This is a genomic window from Methylocystis sp. MJC1, from assembly GCF_026427715.1.
Taxonomy (GTDB): domain Bacteria; phylum Pseudomonadota; class Alphaproteobacteria; order Rhizobiales; family Beijerinckiaceae; genus Methylocystis.
Genome location: NZ_CP107558.1, coordinates 68,557 through 84,298, shown reverse-complemented (window position 1 = coordinate 84,298; position 15,742 = coordinate 68,557). Strand labels below are relative to the sequence as shown.

The 15,742-nt window shown below is 64.1% G+C and carries 15 protein-coding genes; 6 read left to right on the top strand and 9 right to left on the bottom strand.

What is annotated here, in order from left to right:
• Positions 1-107: 107 nt before the first annotated feature.
• From glgA to glgB, 3 genes are read right to left on the bottom strand one after another with little or no spacing between them, the layout of a single operon-like run.
• A complete protein-coding gene (gene glgA, locus OGR47_RS00425; RefSeq protein ID WP_165049627.1) occupies positions 108-1,559 on the bottom strand; it encodes a glycogen synthase GlgA in 1,452 nt (483 codons plus the stop codon).
• Positions 1,556-2,818: a glucose-1-phosphate adenylyltransferase gene (gene glgC, locus OGR47_RS00420; RefSeq protein ID WP_165049625.1), complete on the bottom strand. Its 1,263-nt coding sequence runs from the start codon at positions 2,816-2,818 to the stop codon at positions 1,556-1,558. The genes glgA and glgC overlap by 4 nt, the downstream gene beginning before the upstream one ends.
• A gap of 37 nt (positions 2,819-2,855) precedes the next feature.
• Positions 2,856-5,063, bottom strand: a complete 2,208-nt coding sequence (gene glgB, locus OGR47_RS00415; RefSeq protein WP_165049623.1) for a 1,4-alpha-glucan branching protein GlgB — start codon at positions 5,061-5,063, stop codon at positions 2,856-2,858.
• 210 nt (positions 5,064-5,273) lie between these two features.
• Here glgB and OGR47_RS00410 point away from each other — a divergent pair, with 210 nt between their 5' ends.
• The 5 genes from OGR47_RS00410 (at position 5,274) to rimM (ending at position 9,624) form a co-directional block, all read left to right on the top strand.
• The gene (locus OGR47_RS00410) at positions 5,274-6,317 is read left to right on the top strand and encodes an HpcH/HpaI aldolase/citrate lyase family protein (protein WP_165049620.1); all 1,044 of its coding nucleotides are present in this window, start codon (positions 5,274-5,276) and stop codon (positions 6,315-6,317) included.
• A 294-nt stretch (positions 6,318-6,611) separates the two neighbouring features.
• Positions 6,612-6,854, top strand: a complete 243-nt coding sequence (locus OGR47_RS00405; RefSeq protein WP_165049618.1) for a hypothetical protein — start codon at positions 6,612-6,614, stop codon at positions 6,852-6,854.
• A gap of 183 nt (positions 6,855-7,037) precedes the next feature.
• The gene (ffh, locus tag OGR47_RS00400; RefSeq protein WP_165049616.1) at positions 7,038-8,573 is read left to right on the top strand and encodes a signal recognition particle protein; all 1,536 of its coding nucleotides are present in this window, start codon (positions 7,038-7,040) and stop codon (positions 8,571-8,573) included.
• Positions 8,574-8,598: 25 nt separating this feature from the next.
• A complete protein-coding gene (gene rpsP / locus OGR47_RS00395; protein ID WP_165049614.1) occupies positions 8,599-8,958 on the top strand; it encodes a 30S ribosomal protein S16 in 360 nt (119 codons plus the stop codon).
• A 141-nt stretch (positions 8,959-9,099) separates the two neighbouring features.
• Positions 9,100-9,624, top strand: a complete 525-nt coding sequence (gene rimM, locus OGR47_RS00390) for a ribosome maturation factor RimM (protein WP_165049611.1) — start codon at positions 9,100-9,102, stop codon at positions 9,622-9,624.
• Between the two features lies 1 nt (position 9,625).
• Here rimM and OGR47_RS00385 read toward each other — a convergent pair whose 3' ends face one another.
• Complete coding sequence (locus tag OGR47_RS00385; RefSeq protein WP_165049609.1) at positions 9,626-9,952, bottom strand: DUF1905 domain-containing protein; 327 nt, start codon at positions 9,950-9,952, stop codon at positions 9,626-9,628.
• Positions 9,953-10,029: 77 nt separating this feature from the next.
• Between OGR47_RS00385 and trmD the strand changes: the two genes are divergently transcribed.
• Positions 10,030-10,713 (top strand): tRNA (guanosine(37)-N1)-methyltransferase TrmD, encoded by a 684-nt coding sequence (gene trmD / locus OGR47_RS00380; RefSeq protein WP_165049606.1) that lies wholly within the window; start codon positions 10,030-10,032, stop codon positions 10,711-10,713.
• A gap of 241 nt (positions 10,714-10,954) precedes the next feature.
• Here the strand turns inward: trmD and OGR47_RS00375 are convergent, their stop codons facing one another.
• The 5 genes from OGR47_RS00375 to trpS form a co-directional block, all read right to left on the bottom strand.
• Positions 10,955-11,416: a host attachment protein gene (locus tag OGR47_RS00375; RefSeq protein WP_165049604.1), complete on the bottom strand. Its 462-nt coding sequence runs from the start codon at positions 11,414-11,416 to the stop codon at positions 10,955-10,957.
• Positions 11,417-11,527: 111 nt separating this feature from the next.
• Positions 11,528-11,812: a hypothetical protein gene (locus OGR47_RS00370; protein WP_246729583.1), complete on the bottom strand. Its 285-nt coding sequence runs from the start codon at positions 11,810-11,812 to the stop codon at positions 11,528-11,530.
• Positions 11,813-12,261: 449 nt separating this feature from the next.
• A complete protein-coding gene (locus tag OGR47_RS00365) occupies positions 12,262-13,935 on the bottom strand; it encodes an acyl-CoA dehydrogenase family protein (RefSeq protein WP_165049602.1) in 1,674 nt (557 codons plus the stop codon).
• Positions 13,936-14,057: 122 nt separating this feature from the next.
• Positions 14,058-14,561, bottom strand: coding sequence for a GFA family protein (locus OGR47_RS00360; protein ID WP_165049600.1), 504 nt, complete (start codon positions 14,559-14,561; stop codon positions 14,058-14,060).
• Between the two features lie 99 nt (positions 14,562-14,660).
• Entirely contained in the window at positions 14,661-15,680 is a 1,020-nt protein-coding gene (gene trpS / locus OGR47_RS00355; protein WP_165049598.1) for a tryptophan--tRNA ligase, read from the bottom strand.
• Positions 15,681-15,742: the final 62 nt, after the last annotated feature.

The window sequence follows — 15,742 nt, the reverse complement described above, 5'->3', positions numbered from 1 at the left end:
CTTCGCGGGAGAGGGAGCTACATTGCGACCTTCATGAACAATGCCGATCGTGAGCGTCCCCTCTCCCGCTTTAGCGGGGGAGGGACAGGGAGGGGGTAAGGAGCCCCTCAGCTTCGTGAGGCGATCGCCTCGCGATACAGCGTCGCATAGCGTTTCGCCGGATGGCGCCAGGAGACGTCCGTGCTCATGCCGTTCAATTGTAATTTGCGCCACGTGTCCTTGTCCCTGAAAATTTCCTGCGCCCGGCGAAGCGCGAGGTCGAGCGCCTCCGCCGTCGGCGGTGAAAATTGGAGACCTGTGGCGACGCCGGCCTGGACCGCCATCTCATTCGCGTCGATGATCGTATCCTTCAATCCGCCGACGCGCGAGACGATCGGCGCAGCGCCGTAGCGCAAGGCGTAAAGCTGCGTCAACCCACATGGCTCGAAGCGCGAAGGGACGAGGAAAGCGTCGGCGCCCGCCTGAATGAGATGCGCCAGATCCTCGCTGTATCCAACCCACACGGCGACGCGGCCGGGATAGGCGTCCCGCGCGGCGAGGAAGCTTTCTTCGAGATGCTTCTCGCCCGTGCCGATCAAGGCGAGCTGCGCATGACGCGCCATGAGCGACGACAGAGTGGCGAGCAGCAGGTCGTGCCCCTTCTGCCAGGACATGCGGCTGACGACGCCCAGGAGAAAAGCGTCGGGATCAGCGTCGAGATGCATGCGCACTTGCAGCGCCGCTTTGTTTTTCGCCCGAGCCGATATGGTCGCGGCGTCATAGGTCGCGTCGATACGCTCGTCGGTGGCGGGGTTCCACACGTCCTCATCGACGCCGTTGAGAATGCCGCTCACGACATCGGCGCGCGCGCGCAACAGGCCATCGAGCCCCATGCCGAATTCAGGCGTTTCGATCTCCTGCGCATAGCTCGGGGAGACGGTGGTGATGCGGTCGCAAAGCTGCAGGCCGGCTTTGAGAAAGCCGATCGCGCCGTAATATTCCACGCCCTCCATCTGGAAGGATTGCGGCGGCAGGCGCAGCTCGGTGAGCAGCTCCTTCGCGAACTGCCCTTGGAAAGCGATGTTGTGAATCGTGACGATCGTCGCCGGCCGCGGCCTGCCGCTGTAATGCAGATAGGCGGGCGCAAGCGCCGCTTGCCAATCATGGGCATGCAGGACATCCGGCGTAAAATCGGCGAGCGCGCCCTGCGCCATCTGCGCGCCGACCCAGGCGAGCGCCGCGAAGCGGAAGGCGTTGTCCGGATAATCGACGCCATTCTCGTCAGTGTAAGGCCCGCCCTCGCGCGCATAAAGATGCGGCGCGACGAGCGTATAGACGATGCTTGCGCCCAGACGCCCGGCATGCACCCATGCGGGCCCGCCGAAGAGATCGTCGAAAGAAAGAACCGTCTCGCCCACGCCGAGCGCCGCAAGCGCTTCCGGATAGCCGGGGATGAGCGTGCGCGTCTCGACGCCTTCACCCGCAAGCGCGCCCGGCAGCGCGCCCACGACATCGGCCAGCCCGCCGGTTTTGACGAGCGGGCTCATCTCGGAGGCGACGGCGAGAACGCGCGCGCTCATGACGCAATCCTGTCGATCATCGGCTGTGTAATGAGGCAGATGCCCTGCTCGGTGCGGCGGAAGCGCCGTGCATCCTCTTCGGGGTCTTCGCCGACGACGAGGCCCTGCGGAATGCGCACGCCGCGATCGACCACCACATTGGCGAGCCGCGCCGAACGGCCGATATCGACGTAAGGAAGAATCACCGCATTCTCGACCGAGGCGTAGGAGTTCACGCGCACGCCGGTAAAAAGCAACGAGCGACGCAGCGTCGAGCCGGAGACGATGCAGCCGCCGGAGACGAGCGAAGAAAGCGCCTGTCCGCGGCGGCCCACCTGGTCGTGCACGAATTTCGCAGGCGGCGTGATTTCCGCATAGGTCCATATCGGCCAGTTGCGATCATAGAGATCGAGCTGGGGCACGAAATCGGTGAGGTCGATATTGGCCGCCCAATAGGCGTCGACAGTGCCGACGTCGCGCCAATAGGCGTTCTGCTCGCTCGCCGCGCGCACGCAGGAGCGGGAGAAATGATGGGCGACGGCTTTGCCGTGCTTCACGATGTAAGGAATGATGTCCTTGCCGAAATCATGCGTGGAGCCGAGGTCCTGCGCGTCGCGGCGAAGCTGCTCGTAGAGAAATTTCGCCTCGAAGACATAAATGCCCATGCTGACCAGCGCGCGGTCTGGATGGCCGGGCATGGCGGGCGGATCGGCAGGCTTTTCGATGAATGAGATGATGCTGTCGTTCTGATCGACATGCATCACGCCGAAGCCGGACGCTTCGCTTCGAGGGACTTCGAGACAACCGATGGTGACGTCTGCGCCCTGCTCCACATGCTGTTTGAGCATGTGCTCGTAATCCATCTTGTAGACGTGATCGCCCGCAAGAAGAACGATGAATTTGGGATCGTAGCCTTCGACGATATCGAGGTTCTGATAGACGGCGTCCGCCGTGCCGAGATACCAGTGGTCTTCGGAAACGCGCTGGCTCGCCGGCAAAATGTCGAAGCTCTCGTTGCGTTCGACGCGAAAGAAGCTCCAGCCCCGCTGCAAATGGCGGATGAGGCTGTGCGCCTTATATTGCGTCGCGACGCAGATGCGGCGAATGCCCGAGTTGAGCGCATTGGACAATGCAAAGTCGATGATGCGCGATTTGCCGCCGAAATAGACCGCGGGCTTGGCCCGCCGGTCGGTCAATTCCATGAGCCGCGAGCCGCGCCCGCCGGCGAGGACATAGGCCATGGCGTGGCGCGCGTACGGCGGATTGTCATAGGCGGCCATCAGTCACGTCCAGTTCGCGAAAGATGCGATTCGAGCTTCATTTTAGTCCGTCGTTTTCGAATTCGAAGAATAAAGTGGCGAGCGGCGGGATTTGGATCTCGGCCGTCGCCGGGAAGCCGGCGAAGCCCTCTTCCTTCGCTTCCACCCCGCCAAGATTGCCTTGCCCGGAGCCACCGTAATGGCTGGCGTCCGAGTTGAGGATTTCACGCCAACGCCCCGCGTAGGGCAGGCCCAGGCGGTAATTGGGCCGCGGCACGGGCGTGAAGTTTGAGACGACGAGAATCGGCCGCGTACGTTCGGCGCCGTAGCGCAGAAAGGCGAAGACGGAACACTCCGCGTCGTCGACCGCGACCCATTCAAATCCCTCGCTCTCACAATCGCGCGCATGGAGCGCCTCGTGTTTGCGACAGAGGCGGTTCAGGTCACGCAAGAAATCGCGCAGGCCCTTGTGGAAGGCGTGCGCCAGCAACCCCCATTCGAGCTCGCGCGCATAATCCCATTCGCTTGTCTGGCCGAATTCCTGCCCCATGAAGAGGAGCTTCTTGCCGGGGTGGCCCCACATGAAGCCGTAATAAGCGCGTGCGCCCGCGAAGCGCCGCCATTCGTCGCCGGGCATTTTCGAGACGATCGCGCCTTTGCCATGGACGACCTCGTCATGCGAGAGCGGCAGGACGAAATTTTCGGCGAATGCGTAGAGCAGGCCGAAGGTGATCTCATTGTGCCGCCATTTGCGATAGACCGGATCGGACGACATGTAGCGCAGCGTGTCGTTCATCCACCCCATGTTCCATTTGAAGCCGAAGCCGAGCCCGCCCCTGTCGACCGGCCGCGTGACGCCGGCCCAGGAAGTCGACTCTTCCGCAATGGTCACGACGCCGGGGTAAAGCCCGTAAACGAGCGTGTTGAAGTTTTGAAGAAAGGCGACCGCGTCCTTGTTGTCGTTGGAGCCGTCGGGATTGGGCGCCCATGCGCCCGGCTCGCGCGAATAATCGAGGTAGAGCATGGAGGCGACGGCGTCGACGCGTAGAGCGTCGATGTGGAAGCGGTCGCACCAGTAGAGCGCATTGGCGATCAGGAAATTTGCGACCTCGCGCCGGCCGTAATCATAGATCGCCGTGTTCCAGTCGGGGTGAAAGCCGCGGCGCGGATCGGGATGCTCGTAGAGCGGCCCGCCGTCGAATTGCGCGAGGCCATGTTCGTCGGTCGGAAAATGCGCGGGGACCCAGTCGAGAATGACGCCGAGTCCCGCCTGATGCGCGCGGTCGACAAAGCGCTTGAACCCTTCCGCGTCGCCGTGGCGCCGCGTCGGCGCAAACAGGCCGATCGGCTGATAGCCCCAGGAGGCGTCGAGCGGATGCTCGTTGATCGGCAGAAGCTCGATATGGGTGAAGCCCAGATCGGCGACGTAAGGGACAAGCTGATCGGCAAGCTCGTCATAGGTGAGGAAGCGCCAACCATCTGCTTTCCGCCAGGAGGGCAGGTGAACCTCATAGATCGACATGGGCGCGCGGCGCGGGTCGCGCGCGGCGCGCGCGCGCAGGTGCTTTTCGTCCCCCCAGTCATGCGGCGCGTCGGAGGCGACGACGGAAGCCGTCGAGGGGCGCAGCTCCGCCTCGAAGCCGAAAGGATCGGCCTTCAGCGGCAGGAGATTTCCGTCGCGGCCGATGATCTCATATTTATAGACCGCGCCGGCGGCGACGCTGGGAAGGAAGATCTCCCAAATGCCGCTATCGACGCGCTTGCGCATTTGCGCGCGCCGTCCGTCCCACTGGTTGAAATCGCCGACGACGGAGACGCGCCTGGCGTTCGGCGCCCAGACGGCGAAATTGGTTCCCTCGACGCCCATATGCCTCACGACATGGGCGCCGAGACGCTCATAGAGTTTCCGATGCGCGCCCTCGATGAAGAGATGGTCGTCCATCGCGCCGAGGAAGGGCGGGAAGGCGTAAGGGTCGGCGAAGCGCCACTGTGATTGACCGTTCGACGCCGCCAGAACATAGGGCGCGCCTGGGTCTATAGAGGCGAGCCCCTCGAAAAAGCCGTCCGGGTGAACGCGCTCGAGCGCGGCGACGGGCTGGCCCTGCGGACTCTCGACGCTCGCCTTCTCGGCGCCCGGGATGAACGCCCGAATGACGAGGCCGTCGCCGGTCTCATGGGGCCCGAGGACGCCAAAGGGATCGCCGTGGCGGGCCGAAACAATCGCCGCGATCTCGCTCGGGTCAGCTCGCCAACTGGGTCGTGTCATGAGGATTGGATGATCCGGCGGGGTCCTATTGCGTATCATGGCCTCGCGCGCGCCATGCGGAAAGCCCCGGATGGTCGTTCCTCACGCGCTTTTCGCCGCGCCATTGCCAATCCGTCCCGTCTGCGCTAGCTCGACCCCGTCTTTTCCGCGTCCCTTCGGCCCTTCGGCCGCTCGTCCTAAAAGGGAACGCGCGTGACGGAGCTTTCCCGCATGAAACTGCCTAATCAGTTCTACCGTCCGCTGGCCATTGGCGCGCCGGCTCCCTATCGCGAGCTGCCGGTCAAGGTCGAGCGCATGATCCATTTCGTGCCGCCGCATCTCGAAAAAATGCGCGCCAAGGTTCCGGAAATCGCCAAGCAGGTCGACGTGGTGCTCGGCAATCTCGAGGACGCGATTCCTGCCGACGCCAAGGAAGCCGCCCGCGCTGGCTTCATCGAGATGGCGAAGTCGACCGATTTCGGCTCGACGGGCCTATGGACCCGCATGAATTCGCTGAACAGCCCCTGGGCGCTCGACGACATGATCGAGATCGTCGGCGCAGTGGGCAACAAGCTTGACGTCGTCATGCTGCCCAAGGTCGAAGGCCCCTGGGACATCGCCTATCTGGACCAGCTTCTCGCCCAGCTCGAGGGCAAGAACGGCGTGACCAAGCCGATCCTCATTCACGCCATTCTGGAGACCGCTGAGGGCGTCAAGAACGTCGACGCCATCGCCGCGGCCTCCCCGCGCATGCACGGCATTTCGCTCGGGCCGGCCGATCTTGCAGCCTCGCGCGCCATGAAGACCACCCGCGTGGGCGGCGGCCATCCGGAATATAAGGTCATCGCCGACGCCGATCCGGGCGCTGGCCTGCGCGCGACCTTCCAGCAGGACCTCTGGCACTACACCATCGCCAAAATGGTCGACGCCTGCGCCTCGGCCGGCATCAAGGCCTTCTACGGCCCGTTCGGCGATTTCTCCGACGGCCCGGCCTGCGAGTCCCAGTTCCGCAACGCCTTCCTGCTCGGCTGCGCCGGCGCCTGGTCGCTGCATCCGACCCAGATCGAGATCGCCAAGCGCGTCTTCTCGCCCGATCCGAAGGAAGTGGCCTTCGCCAAGCGCGTGCTGGAGGCGATGCCCGACGGCACTGGCGCGGTGATGATCGACGGCCGCATGCAGGACGACGCCACCTGGAAGCAGTGCAAGGTCGTAGTCGACCTCGCCAAGCAGGTCGCCGCCAAGGATGCGGATTTCGCAAGGATCTACGGTCTCTGATCGACGGCCTTCACGCCTTCCCCTCCCGTTTCTTACCGGAGGGGCGGAAAACCAGTGACCGCCGTCATTGCGAGGAGCGCAGCGACGAAGCAATCCAGGGCAGCTATTGCGGTCCTGGGTTGCTTCGCTTCGCTCGCAATGACGGCGCTGGTTCATAAAAATCATTGCGGTGCGGAAAGCCCGGATAAACCACGGGAATGCCTCGCACCCGATCGTAAGCTTTTTATATATTCCGCACACCGGCGCGTTTAGGATTTTCCGCCCAGGCTTCCTTCGTACAGGAGCGAAGCCACCATGAGCCTTCCGCCGGACCCGACGCCCGAGAATGTGATCGAACTCGCCCGCTATATCCGCGACGGCGCGGGCTCGGGCGGCATGGAGGAGGCGGCGCGTCTCGCCGAAGAACAATTCGCCCGGCTCAAGGAGCTGGAGCTTCTCTACGTCGCCGACGAAGGCCATGCCGCCATCAGCCCGACGGCGCGGGAGATGTTTTTTGAGAATCTCGGCTTGCTGCAGCGGCTCGGCGGAACGCGCTGATCCGCCGCCATTGACAGACGCGCCCCGACGCTCCTAAAAAGCGCGCTGATCTCGAAAGAGAAAAAAGTTCGACCAGCCGAGCCGTCCCGTGAGGCGGCAGGCCAACGCCCGGCAGCGCGATGCGCCCCCGGGCGCGTTTTGCTTTGGCGCGGCGGCTGACGCAGGCGCTGCAGGAGTGACAAAATGTTCGAGAGCCTTTCCGACAAGCTCTCCGCCGTATTCGACAAGCTCACGCGCCGTGGCGCGCTGAACGAGGCCGACGTCAACGAGGCGCTGCGCGAAATCCGCCGCGCGCTGCTCGAGGCCGACGTCGCGCTCGATGTCGTGCGCTCCTTCTCCGACAAGGTGCGCGACCGCGCGGTCGGCGCCGGCGTCATCAAATCCGTCTCCCCCGGCCAGATGGTCGTCAAGATCGTCAATGACGTGCTGATCGAGACGCTGGGCGAGACGGCGCAGCCGATCGACCTCGCCGCCCGCCCGCCCGTCGCCATCATGATGGTCGGCCTGCAGGGCGCCGGCAAAACCACGACCACGGCCAAGATCGCCAAGCGGCTCAAGGAGCGTCACGACAAGCGCGTGCTGATGGCTTCGCTCGACGTGAAGCGCCCCGCTGCGCAGGAGCAGCTCGCCGTGCTCGGCCGCCAGGTCGAGGTCGACACGCTGCCGATCGAGCCCAATCAGACTCCGCTGCAGATCGCGCGTCGCGCCATGGAGGCCGCGCGTCTGCAAGGCTACGACGTGGTGATGCTCGACACCGCCGGCCGCACCCATATCGACGAGCCGCTCATGCAGGAGATGGCGGACATCAAGTCCTACGCCAATCCGCATGAGACCCTGCTCGTCGCCGACTCTCTGACCGGCCAGGACGCGGTCAATCTCGCCAAGAACTTCGACGAGCGCGTGGGCCTCTCCGGCATCGTATTGACGCGTATGGACGGCGACGGCCGCGGCGGCGCGGCGCTCTCCATGCGTTTCGTCACCGGCAAGCCGATCAAGCTCATCGGCACCGGCGAGAAGATGGACGCGCTCGACGAATTCTCGCCGAGCCGCATCGCCAACCGCATCCTCGGCATGGGCGACATCGTCGCCCTGGTCGAAAAAGCGGCGGCCGCCATCGACGCGGAAGAAGCGCGCAAGACCGCCGCGCGCATGGCCAAGGGCAAGTTCGACCTTCAGGACCTCTGCGACCAGCTCGCCCAGGTCGAGAAGATCGGCGGCCTCGGCGGCATGATGGACCTGCTGCCGGGCGTCGGCAAAATGAAGGACCAGCTCGCCAAGGCCAATCTCGACGACAAGGTCATCAAGCGCCAGCGCGCCATCATCCTCTCCATGACGCCGCAGGAGCGGCGCAATCCGGATCTGCTCAAGGCCTCGCGCAAGAAGCGCATCGCCGCCGGCTCCGGCATGAAAGTGGAGGATATCAACAAGCTCCTCAAGCAGCATCGCCAGATGGCGGATCTCATGAAGTCCTTCGGCGCCGGCAAGCGCGGCGGGCTCATGGGCAAGGCCGCGCAGATGATGGGGCTCGGCCCCGGCGGCATGCAAATGCCCTCGCAGGAGGAGCTGCAGAAACTGCAGGAGAAGCTCGGCGGCGCCCCTCCCGGCGCCCCCGGCATTCCGGCCGCTCCCCCGGCCGATCTCCTTGCGCAGAAGCCGAACCTTCCGGGGCTCGGCGGCGGACTGCTGAGCGGGCTCAACCCGTTCGGAAAGAAAAAGTAATCGAAAGACTCACAAGGAAACTGACATGTCGCTCAAAATTCGTCTCGCCCGCGGCGGCGCCAAGAAGCGCCCCTTCTATCGCGTCGTCGTCGCCGACTCCCGCTCGCCGCGCGACGGCCGCTACATCGAGAAGCTCGGCACCTTCGACCCGCTGAAGGCCAAGGACGCCGCCGACCGCGTCATTCTCGATCTGGAGAAGGCCAAGGAGTGGATCGCCAAGGGCGCGCAGCCGACCGACCGCGTCGCCCGTCTGCTCGACGCCGCCGGCGTGGTGAAACGCGAGGCCCGCAACAATCCCGAGAAGGCCCAGCCGAAGAAGAAGGCCCAGGAACGCGCCGCCGCCGCGGCCGAAGCCGCCGCCGCTGCTGCGGACGCGGCTGCGTAATCTATCGCTTTTTGCCCCCTCCCCAACCCTCCCCCGCTTCGCGGGAGAGGGAGCACGTCGTGGCCTTCATTCACAATGCTGATCGCGAGCGTCCCCTCTCCCGCGTAAGCGGGGGAGGGGCAGGGAGGGGGCCAAGCCGCCATGACCAAACCCAACCTCGTCCTTCTCGGCCGTTTCGGCGCGCCGCATGGCGTGCGCGGCGAAATTCGCCTGCAAAGCCACACGGCTGATCCCCTCGCGATCGGCTCCTACGGCCTGCTCACCGATAAAAGCGGCGGCAAGACCTTCAAGCTTCAATCCGTCCGCCCGCAGGGCAAGGACATGCTCGTCGCGCGCGTCGAGGGCGTCGCCGACCGTTCGACCGCCGAGCGGCTCACGGGCGTCGAGCTTTACATCGCCCGCGAAAAGCTTCCGGCGCCGGAAGACGAAGACGAATTCTATCTTGCCGATCTCGTCGGGCTGCGCGCCGAGACGCGTGACGGCGAATTGATCGGCCACGTCGTCGGCCTCATCAATTTTGGCGCGGGGGATATTCTCGAAATCCAACCTCCGCAGGGCGAGACGATCCTGCTGCCGTTCACCAAGGCGGTGGTTCCGATCGTCGATGTTGCGGGCGGTCGGGTCGTCGTCGAGCCGCCGGCGGAAATCGAAGGCCCGGCCGACTGACCTACGGAAAGGCGTCCGGGCGAGGATCAGAGAGCCTGACGACGCATTTTGCCGCAACCTCGTCGCCGACTCCGACCCGCTCCTTGGCGCGCACGCTCGCCTTTATCGCGAGCAGATAGGGACCCTCCTTCGACGGAAACAAGGTCGTCTCCCAGGCGCTGGAACCGAGCGTCACTGTGACGGGCACATAGCCGAAGCCGGTGCGATTGATTCTCCGCTCTTCTTTCAGCCTTTTGGAATCCTCGCCGTCGAGAGAGATAAAATGCCAGCCTCCGGGGCCGGGATATTTCCAGATCGGACCTCTGACCTCGAGTCTCAAAAAATTCATTTCAGCAAATCTCCGCGACGAGACCACATAACCGATCGCCCATTCTCCCGCAGCCGCAGGCGTGCCATAAGCCCCCCATGTGGCGCGCGACCATCCTCACCCTTTTCCCCGAAATGTTCCCCGGCCCGCTCGGCCACTCGCTTGCCGGCGACGCGCTGGCGCGGGGCGTCTGGGCGCTGGAGACGGAACAGATCCGCGAGCACGGCTTGGGCCGCCATCGCGCCGTGGACGACACGCCCGCAGGCGGCGGCCCCGGCATGGTGATGCGCGCCGATGTTCTCGCGGCGGCGATCGACGCGGCGGCTCCCGTGGACGATCCGCGACCCAGGCTGCTCATGAGCCCGCGCGGCCTCCCGCTCACACAACAGCGGGTGCGCGCTTTGGCGGAGGGGCCCGGCGCGATTATCCTCTGCGCGCGCTTCGAGGGCGTCGATGAGCGCATCATCTCCGCGCGAAACCTCGAGGAAGTGTCGATAGGGGATTACATTCTCTCGGGCGGCGAGATCGCGGCGCTGGCGCTCATGGACGCCTGCGTGCGGCTGCTGCCGGGCGTGATGGGCGAGGAGCTTTCCGGGGAAGAGGAGAGCTTCGAGGGCGGCCTTCTGGAATATCCGCAGTATACGCGGCCGCGCGACGTCGAGGGGCGCGCGATACCAGACATCCTGCTCTCCGGCGACCATGCGAAGATCGCCAAATGGCGCCATGAAGAGGCTTTGAAGCTCACACGGGCAAGGCGGCCGGACCTTCTCGTCCGCAAATAGGAAGGGGCTTAGCCGAGCCCTTCCCCCGGCACATCGTCACTACCCTCCCGCGTCATGGCCGGGCTCCTCCCGGCCATCCACGCCGCGCAGCGCCAGCTCATGTGGGTGGTTGGGCCCAGTGCTGGGGGTTTCGGACCCGTCCCCTTAGTAGGCCGCGCCCCTTGGCGTGGATGGCCGGGACAAGCCCGGCCATGACGGTTGGTTTTTCAGCGCTCGCCTTGCGAGCGTCCGCGCTCTGAGATCAAGCCTGCGGCTTCAACGCCAGGGCCTTCTCGATTTCCGGCAGCGGGTGCTTGGTCAAATCCTTGTCCAGCTCGCCGGCGACCTTGCTCTGCGCCTTGGCGCTCAGATCCTTGCGGATTTCGCCCAATGTCCGGGGCGGGGCGACAATGACGATTTCCTTCATCTCGCCGCTTTCGGCGGCGGCGTTGATGCGGTCGGCCATGGCGCGGGCGAAGCGCTCTTCTTCGAGCTCATGCCAGTCCACATTCCCCATGCCGCTGCGCGCATGAGAGCCAGCGGCGGCGAAGGCGCGGCCCGGCGCATCCGACCCCTGCTCGCGGGTCGGCGGATTTTCTTCGACGCGCGTTTCGATCACGCGCAGGTCGAGAATCTCGGCGTCGCCGTGGTTGGAGAAGAACAGCGCGCGTCGGCCGTCGCCGATCAGAACCCACGCGCCATTATGGACAGCAACTGCGGTCATAGCGTCCCTCGCTCACAAAAGCTCACGCCTTGGATGTGGCGGCTGGAGGGAGGGAGAGCAAGCGTGGCCGTGGCGCGTCGAAAGGACGCGCCCACCCACGTCTCATCTGTATCAGGCGGCGAGCTTCTCAGGGGCCGCCGCAGGGGCTGGCGTCAGCTTTTCGACAACCGCCTTCAGATCGCCAGCGGCCTGGGGCGCGACAGCCGCAAGCGAGACCACGCGACGCTTGATGCCAGCCTCGTTGATCGCCCAGGCTAGATAGCAGACGGCCGCAACGAACAGCAGCGCCGTGAAGGGCTCGCCATTGCCGAGGAAGGAGAGATCCGGGGCGCATTCATTCGCGTATTCGCAGGCGTCCGACCAATCCTGGAGATATGTTTTGACTGTTTCCAACATAGTGACCTCCTTGGCCCGTCACCATCGTGCCGGAAAAACCTTTCCCGCTCGTGGACGCGCCAGCTTCTAGCTCATGTATGTCGCGCTGCTTGTGCGTTGCAACATATATTGCGCCGAGAAGCTTTCGCCAGAGTAAATTCCAACCCGCCTCCAAAAGCTATCCCGAAGGATAACAACGCTCCGCGCCATGTTGTCGCACTGCAAAAACATTGTGCAGAGCACGCGACAGCGAGCCGACAAAGCTGTCGGCTAGCCAACAAAAAACGGGGCCCCGTAAGGGACCCCGCAAATAGCGTTCCAACTGCGCTGTTATTCCCGACGCCCGCAAAGCGGGCGATCGGGAATCCAGAGCAAAAGCAGCGCTTTTGTGGCTCTGGATCGCTGGTCGGGCTTTCAGGCCGCCGGGGGCGACAAAGACCCAAAGGCGGTCTCTTCAAGCAGAGATGGCGTTAGCCCTCCAGCAGGCGCCTTGCGATGACCTGCGCCTGAATTTCCGCCGCGCCCTCGAAGATGTTGAGGATGCGCGCGTCGCAGAGGACGCGGGAGACCGGATATTCCAGCGCGAAGCCGTTGCCGCCGTGAATCTGCAGGGCGTTGTCCGCCGCCGCCCAGGCGACGCGGGCGCCGAGCAGCTTCGCCATGCCGGCTTCCAGGTCGCAGCGCTTGCCCTCGTCCTTCTCGCGCGCGGCGAAATAGGTGATCTGGCGAGCGATGTGAACCTCCACCGCCATCGACACGATCTTGTTGAAGACGCGCGGGAAGGCGAACAAGGGCTTGCCGAACTGGATGCGTTCCTTCGCGTATTTCAGGCCGAGGTCGAGGGCGCATTGCGCCACGCCCAGCGCGCGGGCGGCGGTCTGGATGCGGGCGGACTCGAAGGTCTCCATGAGATGCTTGAAGCCCTTGCCCTCCTCGCCGCCGAGCAGGTTTTCGGCCGGCACCTCGAAATTGTCGAAGCCGATCTCGAACTCCTTCATGCCGCGATAACCGAGCACCTCGATCTCGCCGCCGGTCATCCCGTTCGCGGGGAAGGGATTTTCATCCGTGCCGCGCGGCTTTTCGGCGACGAACATGGAGAGGCCCCTGTAGCCCTTCTCATTCGGATTGGTGCGGGTCAGCAGCATCATGATGTCGGCGCGGACCGGATGGGTGATCCAGGTCTTGTTGCCGGTGACCTTGTAGACGTCGCCCTCGCGCACGGCGCGGGTGCGCAGATTCGCAAGGTCGGAGCCGTTGTTCGGCTCGGTGAAAACGGCTGTGGGGAGGATTTCGCCCGCCGCGATGCCCGGCAGATATTTCTGCTTCTGCGCTTCCGTGCCGCCGACGAGAATAAGTTCGCCCGCGATCTCGGAGCGGGTGCCGAGCGAACCGACGCCGATATAAGCGCGCGACAGCTCCTCGGAGACGACGCACATGGCGATTTTGCCCATGCCCGAGCCGCCATATTCCTCCGGAATGGTGAGGCCGAAGACGCCCAGCTCCGCGAGGCCGCCGATCACCTCGAGCGGAATATAGGCGTTCTTGGAATGCCACTCATGGGCGAAGGGCACGACATTGTCGGCGGCGAATTTGCGCATCTCGCTGCGGATGGCTTCCAGCGTCTCGTCGAGGCCGGTGGCGCCGACGGTCTCGGCAGCGGAATGATGGTCGATCAGCTCGGCAAGGCGGGCGCGGTTCGCCGGCGTATTGCCCGAAAGAATGAGCGCGTCGACGCAGGCCGGGCGCGCGGCGGCGACCTTGGCCGAGGAAAGGCCGAAATCCGAGAGGCGGACGAATTCGCCCTGGCTCATCGGAATGCCGCCATAGACCTGGGCGAGCAGCTCGGCGAAGCCGATCTGGTTCAGGAGTTCTTCCGTCTCGCCATAGGCGCCCTCGCCGGAAAGGCGCTCGGCGTAGTCGATGAGCTCCTTGAGGCCCTGCACATAGGTCGCGAACCAGGAGAGACCGTGGGCGGCGTGCTGGTCGGCCTCGATCAGCTCGTTGGAAAGCTTGCCGTCCTTCGTCACGCGGGCGCGCACGCTGGCGAGCGCGTCATTATAGAGCGCCTCGACGGCGGCGAGCGCCTCCTTGGCGTTGGCGAGCCAGCTTTGGGGATCGAGTTTCGTCGCGACGGCTGCGGTCATTGCTGTCCTGTTTGGAATAGGGCCCTCGAGGGCGCGCCTGTGGAAAAATTTGCGCCCTACATGCCGCCATTTCGCCCGGGACGCAACTGGAAGGAGCATCCGCAAATCTCGGGTTTGCCGGCCTAATGTCCGGTCAGCATGGCGATTCTCGCCGCGGCCAATCTCAAGAAAAGCTTCAGCGGAAATCCCCGGTAGCTGGGCGCATCGGTCGGCAGTTCCTCCTCGGACTTTCGGCGCCGTATCTGAGTCCGCATTTCGATGGGCGGCAGGTCGCCGCCGTATCGGAGCCGATAGGTCGACACCCAGAAACCGGGGTCGAATTTCACGAACATGCCGGAGTTGCAGCAGGAAGCGACCACTCTTCGCGTCGATGAATTGGGTTTCAGCCGATGATCTTGGAGAAGATCGGCGCCGGAGACGCAACGGAACCGATCGTCGCGGTAAGTCAGATAGGGCGTGCCGCCGTCACGGTCGCAGACAGGCGCTGCGTTGGGGAGCGCTTCGATCCGCCGGCCGCCTTCCTGGCAATCCGCGCAATAGCAGACCGCGCTCAGGATCGGCTCGCCGATGGCCTCGCAACGCACGCGCCCGCAGGCGCAGGAGGATATTCTGGTGGTGGTTCCCATTCGCCGGCCCCGATTAGCTTGAGGAGAATGCCTGGCGGGGCGTCGAAGGTCGTCGCAAGCGCCGCCCAAAGTCGCCCCGCGCTTTAGTTCTGGAAGCCGTCACACTAAGGCAGATAGTCGCAATGCCTCCCTCGTTTCGTCGAGGGTCTGTTGCGCCGTAATTTTTGAGGCCTTTGTCCCTTGCCGGAGAACATCGAGCACGTCGTCCGGGTGACGGGCGAGCGCAGCGCGACGTTCTCGGATCGGAGCGATCAAAGTCTCGAGAACATCCACGAGCCTCTGCTTGAGCGCCACATCGCCCAAGCCGCCCCGACGGTAGCGCGCCTTCAAATCGGCCACGGCGTCAACGTCTGGGTCGAAAGCGTCGAGATAGGTAAAGACAACATTGCCCTCGACTTTGCCGGGGTCCGACGCGCGAAGATGGCCTGGGTCAGTGTACATTTGGCGGACCGCCGACTCGATTTCGGCGCGGGAAGCCGAGAGATAGATCGCACTGCCTTGCGATTTGCTCATCTTTCCTTCTCCGCTGACACCGGGGAGCCGCCCGATCTTGGGCACGACCGCCTTTGCCTCCAACAGGATCTCGCAACCTGCCTGGCAGTTTATGCGCCTGACGATTTCGTTGGTTTGCTCGATGATGGGGACTTGGTCATCGCCTACCGGCACAAGCGTCGCCTTGAAAGCCGTGATGTCGGCGGCTTGAGCGACGGGATAACATAAAAATCCGGCCGGAATGTCGCGGCCGAAGCCGCGCGCCCGAATCTCGTCTTTGATCGTTGGGTTGCGCTCTAAGCGGGCGACGGTGACGTAGTTCAGGTAAAGCACCGTCAGCTCGCTCAGCGCAGATATGGCGGACTGCAGGCAGATTGTCGTGTAGGCAGGGTCGATGCCGACGGCGAGATAATCTAGACAGACCTCGATAACGTTTCGCCGAATGCGGTCAGGATTATCCGCATTGTCTGTGAGCCCTTGCGCATCAGCCACGAGCACGAATTGTCGATGGCTCGTCTGCATCTCGATACGGTTCTTGAGAGTCCCAACGTAGTGGCCCAGATGCAAAGGCCCGGTCGGACGGTCGCCAGTCAGAATGACGGGGGTGGCGTTTTCGCAATCGCGCATGACGGTCTCATTTCTCGCGTGGAGCCGCCAGTGCGAAATTGGGATCATAGAAGACAAACGAG

Coding starts and splice junctions, on each gene's coding strand:
- glgA (WP_165049627.1), bottom strand. CDS start 1,559: ATGAGCGCGCGCGTTCTCGCCGTCGCCTCCGAGATGAGCCCGCTCGTC.
- glgC (WP_165049625.1), bottom strand. CDS start 2,818: ATGGCCGCCTATGACAATCCGCCGTACGCGCGCCACGCCATGGCCTAT.
- glgB (WP_165049623.1), bottom strand. CDS start 5,063: ATGACACGACCCAGTTGGCGAGCTGACCCGAGCGAGATCGCGGCGATT.
- OGR47_RS00410 (WP_165049620.1), top strand. CDS start 5,274: ATGAAACTGCCTAATCAGTTCTACCGTCCGCTGGCCATTGGCGCGCCG.
- OGR47_RS00405 (WP_165049618.1), top strand. CDS start 6,612: ATGAGCCTTCCGCCGGACCCGACGCCCGAGAATGTGATCGAACTCGCC.
- ffh (WP_165049616.1), top strand. CDS start 7,038: ATGTTCGAGAGCCTTTCCGACAAGCTCTCCGCCGTATTCGACAAGCTC.
- rpsP (WP_165049614.1), top strand. CDS start 8,599: ATGTCGCTCAAAATTCGTCTCGCCCGCGGCGGCGCCAAGAAGCGCCCC.
- rimM (WP_165049611.1), top strand. CDS start 9,100: ATGACCAAACCCAACCTCGTCCTTCTCGGCCGTTTCGGCGCGCCGCAT.
- OGR47_RS00385 (WP_165049609.1), bottom strand. CDS start 9,952: ATGAATTTTTTGAGACTCGAGGTCAGAGGTCCGATCTGGAAATATCCC.
- trmD (WP_165049606.1), top strand. CDS start 10,030: ATGTGGCGCGCGACCATCCTCACCCTTTTCCCCGAAATGTTCCCCGGC.
- OGR47_RS00375 (WP_165049604.1), bottom strand. CDS start 11,416: ATGACCGCAGTTGCTGTCCATAATGGCGCGTGGGTTCTGATCGGCGAC.
- OGR47_RS00370 (WP_246729583.1), bottom strand. CDS start 11,812: ATGTTGGAAACAGTCAAAACATATCTCCAGGATTGGTCGGACGCCTGC.
- OGR47_RS00365 (WP_165049602.1), bottom strand. CDS start 13,935: ATGACCGCAGCCGTCGCGACGAAACTCGATCCCCAAAGCTGGCTCGCC.
- OGR47_RS00360 (WP_165049600.1), bottom strand. CDS start 14,561: ATGGGAACCACCACCAGAATATCCTCCTGCGCCTGCGGGCGCGTGCGT.
- trpS (WP_165049598.1), bottom strand. CDS start 15,680: ATGCGCGATTGCGAAAACGCCACCCCCGTCATTCTGACTGGCGACCGT.